21 protein-coding genes and 1 pseudogene are annotated in these 15610 nt (G+C 64.2%); 18 read left to right on the forward strand and 4 right to left on the reverse strand.

Annotation, left to right across the window (positions count from 1 at the left end; genetic code table 11):
* Nucleotides 1-200 (forward strand): annotated as a pseudogene (locus C2U70_RS12465) (SRPBCC family protein); the annotation flags it as partial.
* Between the two features lie 26 nt (nucleotides 201-226).
* On the forward strand, nucleotides 227-640 hold the full coding sequence (locus tag C2U70_RS12470) for a VOC family protein (RefSeq protein ID WP_140978313.1): 414 nt from the start codon (nucleotides 227-229) through the stop codon (nucleotides 638-640).
* A gap of 10 nt (nucleotides 641-650) precedes the next feature.
* Here the strand turns inward: C2U70_RS12470 and C2U70_RS12475 are convergent, their stop codons facing one another.
* Together C2U70_RS12475 and C2U70_RS12480 are read right to left on the reverse strand one after the other, a co-directional pair.
* Nucleotides 651-1088 carry a hypothetical protein gene (locus C2U70_RS12475; protein WP_140978314.1) on the reverse strand — a complete coding sequence of 146 codons (438 nt, stop codon included), beginning with the start codon at nucleotides 1086-1088 and terminating at the stop codon, nucleotides 651-653.
* A 9-nt stretch (nucleotides 1089-1097) separates the two neighbouring features.
* Nucleotides 1098-1886 (reverse strand): SDR family NAD(P)-dependent oxidoreductase, encoded by a 789-nt coding sequence (locus tag C2U70_RS12480; RefSeq protein WP_140978315.1) that lies wholly within the window; start codon nucleotides 1884-1886, stop codon nucleotides 1098-1100.
* A 209-nt stretch (nucleotides 1887-2095) separates the two neighbouring features.
* Between C2U70_RS12480 and C2U70_RS12485 the strand changes: the two genes are divergently transcribed.
* The 8 genes from C2U70_RS12485 to C2U70_RS12515 all read left to right on the forward strand — a co-directional run bounded on the left by C2U70_RS12485 (nucleotide 2096) and on the right by C2U70_RS12515 (nucleotide 6530).
* A complete protein-coding gene (locus C2U70_RS12485) occupies nucleotides 2096-2512 on the forward strand; it encodes a YciI family protein (RefSeq protein WP_140978316.1) in 417 nt (138 codons plus the stop codon).
* Between the two features lie 40 nt (nucleotides 2513-2552).
* Entirely contained in the window at nucleotides 2553-2957 is a 405-nt protein-coding gene (locus tag C2U70_RS12490; protein ID WP_140978317.1) for a YciI family protein, read from the forward strand.
* A gap of 49 nt (nucleotides 2958-3006) precedes the next feature.
* Nucleotides 3007-3369 carry a hypothetical protein gene (locus C2U70_RS12495; RefSeq protein WP_140978318.1) on the forward strand — a complete coding sequence of 121 codons (363 nt, stop codon included), beginning with the start codon at nucleotides 3007-3009 and terminating at the stop codon, nucleotides 3367-3369.
* Between the two features lie 181 nt (nucleotides 3370-3550).
* Nucleotides 3551-4291 (forward strand): TetR/AcrR family transcriptional regulator, encoded by a 741-nt coding sequence (locus tag C2U70_RS12500; RefSeq protein WP_140978319.1) that lies wholly within the window; start codon nucleotides 3551-3553, stop codon nucleotides 4289-4291.
* Between the two features lie 119 nt (nucleotides 4292-4410).
* Nucleotides 4411-4905: a DUF2852 domain-containing protein gene (locus C2U70_RS12505; RefSeq protein WP_140978320.1), complete on the forward strand. Its 495-nt coding sequence runs from the start codon at nucleotides 4411-4413 to the stop codon at nucleotides 4903-4905.
* A gap of 192 nt (nucleotides 4906-5097) precedes the next feature.
* Nucleotides 5098-5265 carry a hypothetical protein gene (locus C2U70_RS32975; RefSeq protein WP_186294209.1) on the forward strand — a complete coding sequence of 56 codons (168 nt, stop codon included), beginning with the start codon at nucleotides 5098-5100 and terminating at the stop codon, nucleotides 5263-5265.
* Nucleotides 5266-5343: 78 nt separating this feature from the next.
* Nucleotides 5344-5601: a hypothetical protein gene (locus tag C2U70_RS12510; protein WP_140978321.1), complete on the forward strand. Its 258-nt coding sequence runs from the start codon at nucleotides 5344-5346 to the stop codon at nucleotides 5599-5601.
* 161 nt (nucleotides 5602-5762) lie between these two features.
* On the forward strand, nucleotides 5763-6530 hold the full coding sequence (locus C2U70_RS12515; protein WP_140978322.1) for a serine O-acetyltransferase: 768 nt from the start codon (nucleotides 5763-5765) through the stop codon (nucleotides 6528-6530).
* Nucleotides 6531-6541: 11 nt separating this feature from the next.
* Here C2U70_RS12515 and C2U70_RS12520 read toward each other — a convergent pair whose 3' ends face one another.
* The gene (locus tag C2U70_RS12520) at nucleotides 6542-7051 is read right to left on the reverse strand and encodes a winged helix-turn-helix transcriptional regulator (RefSeq protein ID WP_140978323.1); all 510 of its coding nucleotides are present in this window, start codon (nucleotides 7049-7051) and stop codon (nucleotides 6542-6544) included.
* Between the two features lie 199 nt (nucleotides 7052-7250).
* On the opposite strand from C2U70_RS12520, the gene C2U70_RS12525 reads away from it, so the two are divergent.
* Nucleotides 7251-7916, forward strand: coding sequence for a 2-hydroxychromene-2-carboxylate isomerase (locus tag C2U70_RS12525; protein ID WP_140978324.1), 666 nt, complete (start codon nucleotides 7251-7253; stop codon nucleotides 7914-7916).
* Nucleotides 7913-8623, forward strand: coding sequence for an SDR family NAD(P)-dependent oxidoreductase (locus tag C2U70_RS12530; protein WP_140978325.1), 711 nt, complete (start codon nucleotides 7913-7915; stop codon nucleotides 8621-8623). The genes C2U70_RS12525 and C2U70_RS12530 overlap by 4 nt, the downstream gene beginning before the upstream one ends.
* A 195-nt stretch (nucleotides 8624-8818) precedes the next feature.
* On the opposite strand, the gene C2U70_RS12535 is transcribed toward C2U70_RS12530, so the two are convergent.
* Nucleotides 8819-9361 carry a hypothetical protein gene (locus C2U70_RS12535; protein ID WP_140978326.1) on the reverse strand — a complete coding sequence of 181 codons (543 nt, stop codon included), beginning with the start codon at nucleotides 9359-9361 and terminating at the stop codon, nucleotides 8819-8821.
* Between the two features lie 442 nt (nucleotides 9362-9803).
* On the opposite strand from C2U70_RS12535, the gene tolQ reads away from it, so the two are divergent.
* The 6 genes from tolQ to C2U70_RS12565 form a co-directional block, all read left to right on the forward strand.
* Nucleotides 9804-10520, forward strand: a complete 717-nt coding sequence (gene tolQ, locus C2U70_RS12540) for a protein TolQ (RefSeq protein ID WP_140978327.1) — start codon at nucleotides 9804-9806, stop codon at nucleotides 10518-10520.
* Between the two features lie 39 nt (nucleotides 10521-10559).
* Nucleotides 10560-11012, forward strand: coding sequence for a protein TolR (gene tolR / locus C2U70_RS12545; RefSeq protein ID WP_140978328.1), 453 nt, complete (start codon nucleotides 10560-10562; stop codon nucleotides 11010-11012).
* Between the two features lie 4 nt (nucleotides 11013-11016).
* On the forward strand, nucleotides 11017-11979 hold the full coding sequence (locus tag C2U70_RS12550) for a protein TolA (RefSeq protein WP_140978329.1): 963 nt from the start codon (nucleotides 11017-11019) through the stop codon (nucleotides 11977-11979).
* A gap of 34 nt (nucleotides 11980-12013) precedes the next feature.
* Nucleotides 12014-13351, forward strand: a complete 1338-nt coding sequence (tolB, locus tag C2U70_RS12555) for a Tol-Pal system beta propeller repeat protein TolB (protein WP_140978332.1) — start codon at nucleotides 12014-12016, stop codon at nucleotides 13349-13351.
* A 50-nt stretch (nucleotides 13352-13401) separates the two neighbouring features.
* Complete coding sequence (locus C2U70_RS12560) at nucleotides 13402-13587, forward strand: hypothetical protein (protein WP_140978330.1); 186 nt, start codon at nucleotides 13402-13404, stop codon at nucleotides 13585-13587.
* A gap of 33 nt (nucleotides 13588-13620) precedes the next feature.
* Nucleotides 13621-15610: putative bifunctional diguanylate cyclase/phosphodiesterase (locus tag C2U70_RS12565; protein WP_140978331.1), on the forward strand; the 1990-nt coding region annotated here is incomplete at its 3' end.

Genomic DNA, 15610 nt, shown 5'->3' on the forward strand with positions numbered 1-15610 from the left:
TCGAGCGGCCGTTCGAAGGCCACAACACTGCCGAGTTCACAATGACGCCGCAGGGGGATGCGACACTGGTCACATGGGCGATGTACGGTCCGGCGCCGTTCATGTCGAAGGTGATGCAGGTGTTCATGAGCTTCGACAACATGATCGGCAAGGATTTCGAGGCCGGCCTCGCCAGCCTGAAGAAGCTGACCGAGAAGTAGGGGCGATACGTCAAGGAGAGACAACGATGCTCAATCCCTATGTGTTCTACCAGGACAAGTGCGAAGCAGCGTTCACCTATTACGCCCGCGTTCTCGGCGGCAAGATCGAGGCGATGCTGCGTTCATCCGAAGCGCCGCCCGAGATGCCGGCGGCACCGGGTCGCGAGAAAACGATCATGCATGCGCGGATGTCGTTTCCCGACGGCAGCATTTTGATGGCCTCCGACGCGCCGCCCGAGCATGCGAAGCAGCCGCAGGGTTTTTCGATCTCGCTGACGATCGCCGACCCCACTGACGCCGAACGCAAATTCAACGCGCTCGCCGACGGCGGCACCGTCACCATGCCCTTCAGCAAGACGTTTTGGGCCAAGGGTTTTGGCATGTGCGTCGACCAGTTCGGCATTCCCTGGATGGTGAATTGCCCGGCCGAAGGGATGTGAGTGGATCAAGCTAGCGACACCGCGGATACATCGCGGCGAGGTCGCGGCCCTTCAACAGCAGTAGCCGCGACGTCAACCCGCCGCGGCGGCTGATCCAGTCGCGCACGGGGCCGGGATAGGCCTGGAGCACGGCTTCCGACGCCTCCGGCTCGGCATAGAAGCGTCCGCGCCGGTCGACCGAGCGCGCGGCGTGGAAACCGAGCACCGCGCGTTTGGTGACACAGATGCGCTCGCCCGGCACGATGCTCAGCACCAGCGTGCAGGCGGAGAAGCAGGGCCCGTCGATCACCACCCGTTCGCCGGTCTCGCGCACCTTGTCGAACAGTTCGAGGAATGGCCGCACCGCGCCGCCGGGACTCTGGATGATGCGGATGTCCGCGGCGGCCCGTGTCGATGCAAGCAACGCCATCACGAACATCATTGCCGTGACGAGCGTTGAGCGTTGCATGCAGCACTCCTATCCGTTCCGGCGCTGGCCCCGCAGAGTCGGCAGCCCGATGCCGGCTGCATCGAAGCCGCCATCGACGGCCAAAATTTGTCCGGTGATGTAGCTTGCGCGCTCTGAGCAGAAGAAGAAGATCGCTTCCGCCAGTTCCTCCTCGAGGCCGTAGCGGTTGAGCGGGATGGCGTCGTGATAATCTGCGCGGATTTCCCTGGTGTGCACCTGCTTGGCCATGGCCGTGTCGACCGGCCCGGGTGCCACCGCGTTGACGCGGATGCCGAGCGAGGCGAGTTCGACCGCGAGCTGCTTTGTGAGATGGGCGAGCCCCGCCTTGCTGGTGCCGTAGGCCGAGCGCAGCGTCGAGGCGCGCACCGCCGAGATCGACGTGATGTTGACGATTGCGCCGCCGCCGGCCTCGCGCATCAGCGGCACCGCGGCCTTGCTGCAGAGGAAGGGGCCGGTGAGGTTGACCTCGATCACGCGGCAGAAATCCGCATCCGACGTCTCCATCAGCGGTGCGAACACGGCGATGCCGGCATTGTTGACCAGCGCGTCGAGCCGGCCGAAGCGCTGCTCCACGGCCTTCACGGCAGCGCCGACCGCAGCGGCATCCGAGACGTCGCAGGTCAGCGCCAGCGTCTCATCGGGCCGCGCGATCTCGGACACCGCCTGCGTCAACTGCTCGCCCGCAATGTCGAGCAGCGCCACGCGCCAGCCCTCGGCCAGGAACTTTTTGGCGGTCGCAAGCCCGATGCCGCGCGCGGCTCCGGTGACGAGGGCGACTTTGGCGGGAGAGGCGGTCATGGCACGGTCCTTTGCTTAAGGTCCGCGGCATGACAGTTTAGCTGATCCCGCGCAAGGGATCAGGATTTGGGGCCGACATATCTGAGGCGCCCGCGCGCCCGGGCCGCCAGAAAATTTTGACCGGCCTGTCGGCACGGCGCCTGCCGGTTCGTCTTGTGAATGAGGGCCGGCGATCCGGCCGAAGGGCACGAGCAGACGGAGCAAGGACGATGCGTTTCATGGTGATCGTGAAGGCGAACCGGGACACCGAGGCCGGCAAGATGCCGACGACGGACATGCTGGCCGCCATGGGCAAGTTCAACGAGGAGATGGCCAAGGCCGGCGTGATCGAGGCCGGCGAGGGGCTGCATCCGACGGTGAAGGGCGCCCGCGTGAAGTATACGGGCGGTGAGGCCGGCGTGACGCGCGGCCCGTTCAATCTGTCGTCCGACCTCATTGCCGGCTTCTGGCTGATCAAGACCGCGTCGCTCGACGAGGCGATCGGCTGGATGAAGCGCGCGCCCTTCGAGCCCGGCTCCGAGATCGAGATCCGCCAGGTGTTCTCGGCCGAGGATTTTGGCGAGGCCTTGACGCCCGAGCTGCTCGAGCAGGACGCGCGCACCCGTGCGCATGCGGCGAAGAAATAGCTTCCCTCCCGGAATGACGACGTAAATCGAGGTAGTCCCCATGCGCTTCATGATGCTGATGATCCCGCTCGGCTACTGCTCCGCGCCGCCGGATGCGCAGCTCGATCCCGAGCGCGTCTCCGCGATGATGCGCTACAATGAGGAATTGAAGGAGGCCGGCATTCTGATCACGCTGGACGGTCTGCATCCGCCATCGGCCGGCGCGCGCGTTTCCTTTTCCACCGGCGAGCCTGTCGTCACCGACGGGCCGTTTGCCGAGGCCAAGGAGGTGCTCGGCGGCTACTGGATGATCGAGGTTGCCTCGCGCGCCGAGGCCATCGCCTGGGCCAAGAAGTGTCCGGCCTCCGCCAATGAGGTGATCGAGATCCGTCAGGTGCAGGAGATGTCCGACTTCTCGCCGGAGGTGCAGGCGGCCGCCGCCGGCTTTGCCGACCTCAAGAAGTAGCCGCGGACGGGCTCCGCGGGTTCAATCGACCAACACAGGAGAAACCAAGATGAGCACCGATACCTATCTCGCCGTTTTCCTCGGCAGCAAGGACAGTCCGAAGATGGCCGCCTGGATGGGGCTGCCGGAGGCCGAACGCAAGAAGAAGGAGCAGGAAGGCATCGCGGCCTGGAAGGGCTGGGTCGAGAAGCACCAGAGCGCGATTCAGGCCATGGGCGGTCCGCTCGGCAAGACCAAGAAGGTCGATGCGAAGGGCACGGCCGACATCGCCAACGAGATGGGTGCCTTCACCGTCGTCCGTGCTGCGTCCCATGAAGCCGCGGCAAAAATGTTCGAAAACCACCCGCACTTCGCGATCTTTCCCGGCGAGCGCGTCGAGATCATGCCGGTGCTGCCGATCCCCGGCGGTTAGCTTTGCGATCGTCATTCCGGGGCGGTCCGCAGGACCGAGCCCGGAATCCATCGAGCCGCCGAGATGGTGGATGAATGGATTCCGGGCTTGCGCCTCGGCAGCGCATCCCGGAATGGCACGGCTAATCAAATCCGGCCCCCGCTAGTGACCTTCGCGCCCGGCTCATGTAAAAGCCTTTCACATGAGCTGGCGCAAGGAGCAGCGCCGCGCCGAGCGCGGCTATCATCACGGCAATCTGAAGGAAGCGCTGCTGCAGGCCGCGCTGGGGCTGATCGCCGAGAAGGGCGCGGCCGGCTTCACTTTTGCCGATGCCGCCCGCATGGCCGGTGTCAGCCCGGCGGCCCCTTACCGGCACTTTCGCGACCGAGACGAGCTGTTGTCCTCGATCGCGCAGCGCGGTTTTGAGCAGTTCGAGCAACGGCTGACGGCGGCGTGGGACGACGGGCGACCCGATACGGTCACGGCGTTCGAGCGCGTCGGAAAGGCCTATCTCGCATTCGCCCGCGAGGAGCCGGCGTTCTATTCGGCGATGTTCGAATCCGGCCTTCCCGTCGATGCCAATCCGGCGCTGCAGGCCGCGAGCGAACGGGCCTTCAACATCATTCGCGCCGCTGCCGAACGCCTTGCAGCGCTGGCGCCGCCGGGCACGCCGCGTCCGCCGGCGATGATGATGGCGCTGCACATCTGGTCGATGGCGCATGGCGTCGCTTCGCTGTTCTCGCGCGGCGACGCGGCGCGGCGCAAGCTGCCGATGTCGCCGGATGAGCTCCTGGAAGCCGAGGTGCTGATCTATCTGCGCGGCCTCGGCTTCCCGACCGACCGCCGGCCGCCGCCCAAAGGCGCCGAGCCGCCGCCGGTCCCACCGGAGGCGTCCTCCGGTTCCGGCGTCCCTCCCGGCGGTCCCTGGGGCAAGCCGAAATAAGATTGCGCAAATATTTGATCGGACCTGTCGGGCGGCCGGCTTGACAAAAACAAGAGATGGGTTAGCTATGTAAATGTTATTTACATTCACAACGGCGCGTTGCCGGAATGGAGACGGAAATGGCCTACACCGCAGATGTCAATCGATGGCGCGGGTCTTCGGACGAAACCTATCATCGCCCCCACATGCTCGAGACGCCCTGGCATCCCGGCTGGATCGCCGTGACTGTGCTCGGCTTCATCATCTGGTGGCCGATCGGACTTGCCCTTCTCTTTTTCACACTCGGGAGCAGAAGAATGTCGTGCTGGAGTCATCGTGACGGCGATCGCTGGCAGAACAAGATGGAGCGGATGCAGTACAAGATGGACCGCATGCGCGATCGCATGGAGCGCCGCGGTTTCGGCTTTGGCTTCGGCCCGCCGACCTCCGGCAACCGTGCCTTCGACGAATACCGCACGGAGACGTTGCGCCGGCTCGAGGAAGAGCAGGTCGAGTTCAAGAACTTCCTCGACCGCCTGCGTCACGCCAAGGACAAGGAAGAGTTCGACCAGTTCATGGCGCAGCACAAGCCGCGTCCGACGCCGCCGAACGATCAGCCGCCGCCGCAAGGCTGAAGGCTGAACCGACTCTCTAAGCCTTCAGGCGCAATGCCCCCAAAGTCCTGATGGCCCCGAGCCGCCCGTCTGCGAGATCCGCAGGCGGGCGGTTTGGTTTTGGGGGGCAGAACCTGGACGCCGCTCCCCGAGACCAAGCTTCGTGCGCGCGGCTCCGCGAAAGGCGTCGCGCATTTGTGAACGAAGCCCATGATGGACGCCTGGACCCGATTCCTGCTCGGCGCGACGCTTGTTGCGGTCGTCTTCTATGTCGGCCAGGTCTATGGCGGCTGCGCGCTCGATCCGGACTGCCATTTCCGCAGTTGCGGCGGAGGGCGGTCGTTATGTGGCGTTGTCACAGAGCCGGCGCTGCCTCGCTAATTCGCCAGAACCCGAACGCGATCAGGGCCGACAAAGCAGGGAAGGCGAGGCATTCCGCCGCGCCACCCCTGCAGCGCCATGACCAACGCCCGCCGCAAGCAGATCAAGAACCGCATCGCGCTGCTGGAGCGGGTCACGATGCTGTTTGGCCGCTACGGCTTTGTGGTCCCGACGGTCATTGCCTATCTGCGCGGCTGGCCGACGCATGTCGAACTCTATCCGAACATGGTGATCGGCGAATCCTGGAAGGTCTTTCTCAGCGGCTTCCTGTACTGGTTTGCCTATCTCGCGCTCGAGCGCGCGGTCTCATTTGTGCAGCGGAGTTTTGAGGCATGATCGTGCTGCAAGACTTTGCGCTCTACGTGCTGCCGGCGCTCATCGCGCTCGGCGGCTGGCTTTATGCACTCGGCCTGACCGGGCGCGGGCCCTTCGCCTGAACTGGCGCGCCCACGGAGGGTATCCTATAATCATCCTCCCTGCGATGACTGGAGGGCGCGATGGCGAGAGCGACGATCCTATCGAGCGGCGAGCTCTGGCAGGAGATCCGCAGCGAGGCGCAACGCGCCGTCGACGCTGATCCCGTGTTCGGCACGTCCCTGTCGAACTCCATCCTGATTCATGAGAACTTTGCGGCTGCGTTGTCCGACCTGATCGGACGCCGTCTCGGCGGCAATGCTGCCGCGCGGGCGCAATTTGCAAGACTGTCAAGCGACGCCTTTCGCGACGAGCCGGAGCTGATTGAGGCGGCGAGCCGTGACCTGCAAGCCATCGCGGTCCGCGATCCCCTGATCGCCGGCCTGTTGTCGCCGCTGCTGCACTTCAAGGGCTATGTTGCGCTCGAGGCCTGGCGCCTCTCGAACTGGCTCTGGCGTCACGATCACATCGACCCGGCGCTGCTGATCCAGAACGAATCGTCGAACGTTCTGCAGGTCAGCATTCATCCGGCAGCCCAGATCGGATCGTCCGTCTTCCTGGATCACGCGACCGGAATCGTGATCGGCGCAAGCGTCGTCGTTGGCGACGACGTCACGATTCTCCAGAACGTCAGCATCGGCAGGGAGGGCGGGCTTCCCAATCGCGGCCCAAGGATTGGACGCGGCGTCTTCATCGGCGGCGAGGCGGCCATTCTCGGCGATATCAAGGTCGGCGATTTCGCCAAGATTGGCGCCAACTCGCTGGTGATGAGCGATGTCCCCGCCGGCTGCACCGCGGTCGGCAATCCCGCGCGGTTGACGAACTGCCCTGAGCCGGCCTCCGCGGCCTGATCGCGGCGGGTCTATCCCGTCCGCGACGACGACGCGGCGGCGCGTGCGGCGATTTCTTCGGCCGTACCTTCTGCTGCGCCAGGACCAGCATGGACGTGGACCTGCCTGGCGACGATCGGCTCACCGCATTCCGAGCACACCATCACGGGGTCGAACATTTTTCCGCAGCTCTTGTGCTCGTGCAGCAGTGGGCGGCCGCGCTCGTCGACCATGTGCGTATCGCCCCAGTGCACGATCGCCATCACCACGGGATAGAGGTCGAGGCCCTTCTGCGTGAGGATGTATTCGTAGCGCGTCGGGTTCTGCTGATAGGGCGCGCGCCGCAGCACGCCGAAGCGTACCAGCTTCTTCAGTCGGTCGGCCAGCACGTGCCGCGTGACGCCGAGCCGCGACTGAAACTCCTCGAACCGGCGCACGCGCAGGAAGCAGTCCCGCAGGATCAACAGGCTCCAGCGGTCGCCGATCACGGCAACCGTGCGTGCCACCGAGCAGCGTTCCTGTTCAAGCGAGTCCCAGCGCATCGTCCCTCGAAAGCGTCTGAATTTCCAAATAATCCCGTTCCTTATATAAAATTCCAAAACAGAATTAAAGCCGCGTGGCGTGCAACCATTGATCTGAAATCGCGGTATTCTGCGCAAGAGTTGACAGTTCTATTTTAGAACTATATTCCTTTCGCCAGGACTGTCCGCCCAAACGCGGCGAAAGGCGAGGGAGCTATCCATGTCGAACGCGCAGGCCGTGAAGGTGCAATTCCTCTTCGACTTCGGCAGTCCCAACGCCTACCTCTCCGATCTCGTCATCCCCGGCATCGAGAAACGCACCGGCGTCAAATTCGACTACGTGCCGGTGCTGCTCGGCGGCATCTTCAAGCTGACCGGCAATGCCTCGCCGGCGGAGACGCTGCGCGACATCAAGAACAAGCGCGACTACATGCATGTGGAAACCGCGCGCTTCCTGCGCCGGCACGGCATCACCAGCTTCCGCTCCAATCCGTTCTTCCCGGTCAACACGCTGCAATTGATGCGCGGTGCGGTGGCGGCGCAGGCGCTCGGCCTGTTCGATCGGTATTTTCGCGCCGTCTATCATCACATGTGGGAAGAGCCGAAGAAGATGGATGACCCGGCGGTGATGCGGTCGGCGCTCACAGCCTCCGGCCTCGACTTCGATCTGATCGCGGCAAAATCGCAGGAGCCCGCGGTGAAGAACCGCCTGATGGAGCTGACCCAGGACGCGGTCAACCGCGGCGCGTTCGGCTCGCCGACCTTCTTCGTCAATGACGAGATGTTTTTCGGCAAGGACCAGCTCCGCGACGTCGAGGAGGAGATCGTTGCTCAGCTCAGTGCGACGCAGCCGCGCATTGCGTCAGTGGGTGGGAGCGCACAATGAAAACGGCCATCGTGATCGGTGTCGGACCTGACCGCGGGCTCGGCGCACAGCTCTGCAAGCGCTTTGCGGCTGATGGGCTGAAGGTGATCGTCGCGGGCCGCACGCTGTCGGCGCTCGAAGCGGTTGCCAATGATATCGAGAAAGCCGGCGGCAAGGCGGTGCCCGCGGTCGCCGACGCCACCAGCGAGGCCGATATCGTCGACCTCTTCAACGCCGCTGGTCCCGACCTTGACCTCGCGATCTACAACGCCGGCAACAACACGCCCGGCAAGATCATCGACATGGAGGCGGACTACTTTGAGAAGGCTTGGCGCGTGGTCTGTTTTGGCGGCTTCCTGTTCGGCCGTGAGGCGGTCCGCCGCATGGTGCCGAGGAAGTGCGGCACGCTGCTGTTCACCGGCGCCAGCGCCTCGCTGCGCGGTCGCTCGAACTTTGGCGCCTTCAATTCCGCCAAGGCGGGCCTGCGCACGCTGGCGCAGGCGATGGCCAAGGAATATGCCGCCGACGGCATCCATGTCGGACATGTCGTGGTCGACGGCGCGATCGCCGGCGACAAGATCATGACGCGCTTCCCCGATGCCGCCGGCCGCCAGGAGACCCTGATCAGCATCGAGGGCATCGTCGACGGCTTTGCGTTCCTCTACCGCCAGCCCGAACGCGCCTGGTCGTTCGAGCTCGACGTGCGGACATCGAAGGAGAAGTGGTGAAGCATCTCGTGTCCCGGACGCGGTGCAGCGTGCAACGCTGCTCCGCAGAGCCGGGACCCACTCTGGCGATGCTGGGCCCCGGCTCAGCAGCGCAATACTTCGCATTGCGCTGCGTCCGGGGCACGAGAGACGGTGCGAACGATCAATACCCCCGCAGTAAATCCCGTGTTGCGGCGAGGATCGTTCGCCTGCAACTCAGTTGGTCTCGCTCGGGAACTCGCGCGGTGACACCCAGAAGCCGTAGCCGCAGAGTTCGAACGGCCTGCGCCACTTGTCGATGTCGACGCCGCGCAGTTGATAGTTCGCCTCGCCGGCCGCGATCGTGAACCCCGATTTGGATTCGATCACATCGAGCAGGCGGGACTCGAGCTCCTGCCACTTTTTGCCATAGACCCGCTCGTCGTTTTTGCCGTAACCGAGATAGCTCTGGTAGAAATTGGCCGCCGAGTTCTCGGCCGGCGGCACGTACTCACCGGCGAGGTCGAGCTTGGTCTTGCCGGCGACCAGCGTGATGCGCGCCTTGCCATCCGTCTTCGTCTGCCCGGGGTGCTTGACCAGCAGCGAGAAGCCGCGGCCGCAGGCGAGCTCGAACACGATCTTGCCGTCCTCGACATAAGCGAGGATGTGCCCGTCATTGCTCTCCTCGTGGTAGGTCCAGCGGCCGGGGCCGGCCTGCGCGGCCGGGATCGCCGTCACGAACGCCACGACGATGGCGGCAGCCAGTTGCGCGGTCCTCATCTGCTTTCCTTTGGGGGCAATGCTCGGTCCGCCTCGGCCATGAGGCGACGCTGGTTGGTCCGGTCTCTGGGCCGAATGGTTCAGCACAGGCGGAGGGAGGAACTCCCCCGACCCGCCGCGGGACGGCTGCCATTTCTCGCTGTGCCGCCACCAGCCAACCGCCTGCAACGCCTACCTTTCCGGCAGCCAAAATCGGCTGCGGTAACCCCGCATTAACTATCGCTGGCGTCTGGTAGATGCGCAAAAGTCGCGGCCGGAGCCCTTAGTTTTGACATCTTGGCGGGGAAAGCAGACGGCCGGCTTCGGACGGGCCGCTGCAAACCGAAAAGACAAGGCTTTGAGCGGGCTTGCGAGCCGCGCCATGGTGCGCGGCCTTGGGGAACCGGGCAGCCATTTTGCTCCCGGAACGACGTGGATCGATCGCCTTGAGAGGAACCTGCCTATGAATCCGGCCGACGTCGCTCAGTCAACCCTTCCGGTTGCTGCATCCGCCGACGTGTCGCTGATCGCGCTGTTCTGGCAGGCTCACTGGATCGTGAAAGGGGTGATGCTGGGACTTTTGTCCTGCTCGGTCTGGGTCTGGGCCATCGCAATCGACAAGATCTTCCTCTATGCCCGCACCCGCCGCTCGATGGACCGGTTCGAGCAGGCATTCTGGTCCGGCGAGTCGATCGAGGAACTTTACCGCACGCTCTCGGCCAAGCCGACGCATTCGATGGCGGCCTGTTTCGTGGCGGCGATGCGCGAATGGAAGCGGTCGTTCGAAAGCCACGCCCGCTCGGTCGCCGGTCTGCAGATGCGCATCGAAAAGGTCATGAACGTCTCGATCGCCCGCGAGATCGAGCGGCTGGAGCGCCGCCTGCTGGTGCTCGCCACCGTCGGCTCGGCCGGCCCCTTCGTCGGCCTGTTCGGCACCGTCTGGGGCATCATGTCGAGCTTCCAGTCGATCGCAGCCTCGAAAAATACCTCTCTGGCAGTGGTCGCGCCCGGTATCGCGGAGGCGCTCTTTGCGACCGCAATCGGCCTTATCGCCGCCATTCCTGCCACTATTTTCTACAATAAGTTCACATCCGAGGTGAACCGGCAGGCCCAGCGGCTCGAGGGCTTTGCCGATGAATTTTCGGCCATCCTGTCCCGCCAGATCGACGAGCGGGCGTAGCGGACGATATAGTATGGGCTTGAGCGTGGATTTCAGATCATGGCGATGAACGTAGCCAGTTCGTCCGGTGGCGGCGGCCGCCGCAGCCGGCGCAAGCCGGTCATGGCCGAAATCAACGTCACACCCATGGTCGACGTGATGCTGGTGCTGCTCATCATCTTCATGGTGTCGGCGCCGCTGCTCACGGTCGGCGTGCCGCTCGATCTGCCGCAGAGCCAGGCCAAGAGCCTCGAGAGCAACGACCAGAAGCCGCTGCAGCTCTCGGTCGATTCCAAGGGCAAGGTCTTCATCAACGACACCGAGGTCGCGATCAACGAGTTGATCCCGAAGCTGAAGGCGATCACGGACGCCCGCGGCGGCCTCGAGGAGCGCATCTACATGCGCGCCGACAAGAAGGCCGATTACGGAACGGTGGCGCAGGTGATGGGCCGGCTGTCCGGCGCCGGCTTCAAGAAGCTGGCGCTCGTCACGGAAGTGGAGCAGGGGACCTAGACCGGTGAAGGTGAACGTCGACAAGACACTCGTTGCGTCGATTGCCCTCCATGTCCTTGTCATTGGATGGGGGCTGGTCACCTTTAGCAGCAAGGCCTACATCGTGCCGGAAGAGTCGCTTCCGATCGACATCATCTCCACCGATCAGCTTGCGCAGATCACCAACGGGCAGAAGACCGGCGACAAGGACAAGCCGAAGCCCAAGGTTGACAAGATTGCCGAGCCCAAGCCCGAGGACGACGCCGTCGGCAAGGTCACCGAGAAGAAAGAGCTGATCAAGACCAACTCGACGCCGGAGACGCCGCCCAAACCCGTCGAGAAGCCGGTCGAGAAGAAGCCTGATCCGCCAAAACCGGTTGCCGAAGCCAAGCCGAAGGAAGAGCCGAAGCCGCAGGACAAGAAACCTGATCCGGCCAAGGAAGATCCGATCGCCGAACTGCAGAAGAAGCTCGAGACCAAGAAGCCGCCGCCGAAGCCGGCGGAGCCCAAGGTCGCAGCGGCGCAGCCACAGCAGCAGCAGCCGAAGCCCAAGGAGCGCAGTTTCGATCCGGCGCAGATCCAGCGCGATCTCGACAAGCGCGATCCGACCCGGCATGCGCTGGCGGGCTCGACATTGAATGCGTCGGCCTCGCTCGGCTCGACCAGCGGGACCGCCAACACCAACGTCGCGACCTGGCGGGGCGCGTTCACGAACGCGGTCAGGCGTTGCTTCAAGCCCACCTATGACGGGCAGGACCGCGATCTCTACGAGGCCGACATCGACATCCCCATGAAGATCGACGGGACGCTTGCCTCGGAGCCGATCATCGTCGAGGTGCGCGGCCCGTCGAGGTCGATCGCCCAGGCCGTGGCCGAGAGCGCCAAGCGCGCCATCGTGCAATGTCAGGTCTACTCGTTCCTGCCCAAGCAACAATATGACGGCTGGAAGAAGATCGAGATGACTTTCGGCCTGAAAGACATGTTGTGACATCTGAACAAAGAATTTTGCAATGAATCGATCGATGGACCGCCGCCGCTTTTTGACCGTGACCGGATCGACGCTCGCGATGCTCGGGAGTGGTCGCAGCTTCGCCCAGGGGCGGATGCGCATCGACCCGAATGAATTCCAGCCGCTCCCGATCGCGATCACCAATTTCGTGCCGGGCTCGCCCGCCGACGGCGACGTCGGCAACGGCGTCACGCAGGTGATCACCAACAATCTGAAGCGCTCGGGGCTGTTTGCGCCGATCGATCAAGCCGCGTTCATCGAGCGCATCAGCAATATCGACGTCGCGCCGCAGTTCCAGAACTGGAAGACCATCAACGCGCAGGCGCTGGTCACCGGACGCATGACGCGCCAGCCGGACGGCCGGTTGAAGGCCGAGTTTCGCCTCTGGGACGTGGTCTCGGGCCAGCAGCTCACCGGGCAGCAATACTTCACCTCGCCGGAATACTGGCGGCGCATCGCCCACATCATCTCCGACCAGATCTACGAGCGGATGACGGGCGAGAAGGGCTATTTCGACAGCCGCGTCGTGTTCGTCGACGAGACCGGCCCGAAGGAACGTCGCGTCAAGCGGCTTGCGATCATGGATCAGGACGGCGCCAACGTGCGCTATCTGACCCGCGGCTCCGACCTCGTGCTGACGCCGCGCTTCTCGCCGAACTCCCAGGAAGTCACCTACATGGAGTTCGGCCAGGGCGATCCGAAGGTCTATCTCTACAATATCGAGACCGGGCAGCGTGAGATCGTCGGCAACTTCCCCGGCATGACCTTTGCGCCGCGCTTCTCGCCGGACGGCCAGCGCGTCATCATGAGCCTGCAGCAGGGCGGCAACTCCAACCTGTTCGTGATGGATTTGCGCTCGCGTTCGACCACGCGATTGACCGACACGCCGGCGATCGACACCTCGCCGTCCTATTCGCCCGACGGCACGCGCATCTGCTTCGAGTCCGATCGCGGCGGCAAGCCGCAGATCTACGTCATGTCGGCCAGCGGGGGACCTGCGCAGCGCATCTCCTTCTCCAAGGACGACAGCAACGGCAGCTATTCGACGCCGGTGTGGTCGCCGCGCGGCGACTACATCGCCTTCACCAAGCAGGGCGGCGGACAGTTCGCGATCGGGATCATGAAGCCCGACGGCTCGGGCGAGCGCATTCTCACCTCGGGCTATCACAATGAGGGGCCGACCTTCTCGCCGAACGGCCGCGTCGTGATGTTCTTCCGAGAGCCCGGCGGCGCCGCCGGCCCGTCGCTGTTCACCGTCGACATTTCCGGGCGCAACGAGCAGAAGGTGCCGACGCCGGGTTACGCGTCCGATCCGGCCTGGTCGCCGCTGCTGTCATCAACCTCCGGCTGATATCTCATCAACCCCCGGCTGAGGTCGCGGTTGTATCGCCGTTCATCGGCGTGATGTTTCCGAAAATCCGCGCCGATTTTTCCGTGTTCTTCTTTCGCGGCAAGTATTCCTTCACCTTGGCCTCGGCAAAGCTTGCCCAGTTGCTTGATATTTCAGCAGAAATAGGTTCGGAAAACCTGCAAAAACACCCGACTTTAACGATGTTCCCTCAGAAAGACTTCATATCGGGTGGGTAAAAGTACGCGCCAAACAGGACGCGTACAACCAAAATGCAGCTCGCAAGCCAGAGCGGAGAGCCAGATCAAAAAGTCTCGCCGTCAATTTACGCGGCGCTGATCGACTCGCTCTTCCAGAATCCTGCGCCGCTCTTCGCGGGCGCGGTGATGGTTGCGCTCGCGGCCAGCATGACCGCGTTCAAGACGGATTCCACCGCGCTCTGGGTCTGCGTCGGCCTGTTGAGCACGATCGGCATCTATCGCGGCTTCGACACCCACTGGTACATGAAGCGCAAATCCGTCCTCACCGCGACGGAAGCCTCCAACTGGGAGATGCGCTACCAGATCGCGGCGCTGCTCTACACGCTGGCGCTCGGCATCTGGTGCACGGTCGCGCTGCTGACGACCGACGACGCCGTCGTGCACATGATCTGCCTCACCGTCACCACCGGCTACGTGTCGGCGGGCGTGGGCCGCACTTACGGCCGGCCCTGGATCTATCATCTCCAGGTCGTGCTCGCCTGCGGGCCGACTGCGATCGCGCTCGCGATGAACGGCACGATCTACTACATCGGCCTGTCGATGGTCTGCACCGTGTTCTTCCTGGCGCTGCGCAAGATCTCGACCAATCTGCAGCGCATCTTCGTGCAGGCGCTGGTGGCGCGCGAGCGCGAGGCGGCGCTGGCCGGCCAGTTCGACACCGCGCTCAACAACATGCCGCACGGCCTGTGCATGTTCCGCGCCGACGGCCGGCTCGCCGTCATGAACCACCGCTTCAGCGAATTGATGGAGCTGTCGGAGAATTTCACCACCCGCGGCGCCAGCGCCGCCGACATCGTGTCGGCCTGCGTCGCTTCCGGCACGCTGTCCGCGGAGAACGGCAATCTGCTGCTCAGCGAGATCGAGCACGCGCAGATGAAGGAGATCGTCACCACCGATCCGAATCTCGCGCGCGGCCGCACGCTGTCATGGACGTTCCAGCCGATGGCCGGCGGCGGCACCGTGCTGCTGCTCGAGGACATCACCGAGCGCACCAACGCCGAAGCCCGGATCAGCCATCTCGCCCGCTACGACGAGCTCACCGCACTGCCCAACCGCGTCAATTTCCGCGACGAGATCGGCCGCCTGCTTGCGATCTCGCACAATGCCGAGCGCATGTCGGCGCTCTTGTTCGTCGACCTCGACCAGTTCAAGCAGGTCAACGACACGCTCGGCCATCCCTGCGGCGACCAGTTGCTCTGCGCGGTCGCCAACCGCCTGCGCGAAATGCTGCGTCCGGAAGATTTCGTCGCGCGCTTCGGCGGCGACGAGTTTGTCGTGTTCCAGCAGAACATCAATTCGTCGGAGGACGCCGCCAGCCTTGCCCGCCGCATCGTCGAGCGCCTCAGCGAGCGTTACCGGATCGACAATCACCTGGTCGAGATCGGCGCCAGCGTCGGCATCGCGCTGACCTCGCCGGAAGGGGTCAGCGCCGACACGCTGCTGAAGAACGCCGACATGGCGCTCTACCGCGCCAAGGCCGACGGCCGCGGCACCTTCTGCTTCTTCCGCGACGAGATGGCGGCGACCGTCGAGGCCCGCCGTATCCTCGAGCTCGACCTGCGCAAGGCGCTGGCGAACGAGGAGTTCGAGCTGTTCTACCAGCCGCTGGTCAACCTCAAGTCCGGCAAGATCACGACCTGCGAGGCGCTGTTGCGCTGGAACCATCCGGTGCGCGGCACGGTCTCGCCGGTCGACATCATCCCGGTCGCCGAGGACATGGGCCTGATCGTCGATCTCGGCCGCTGGATCCTGCGCCGCGCCTGCATGGAATGCATGAAGTGGCCGGAGGGCGTCAGCGTCGCCGTCAACTTCTCGCCGCAGCAATTCCACCAGCGTGACGTGCTCTCCGAGATCCGCTACGCGCTCGAAGTGTCGGGCCTGCCGGCGCACCGGCTCGAGATCGAGATCACGGAATCCTCGCTGCTGCGCAACACCCAGCTCACGCACGACATCCTGTCGCAGCTCCACGCGCTCGGCGTGCGCATCTCGCTGGACGATTTCG

This window comes from Bradyrhizobium guangdongense (assembly GCF_006483445.1).
Lineage (GTDB): Bacteria > Pseudomonadota > Alphaproteobacteria > Rhizobiales > Xanthobacteraceae > Bradyrhizobium > Bradyrhizobium guangdongense_A.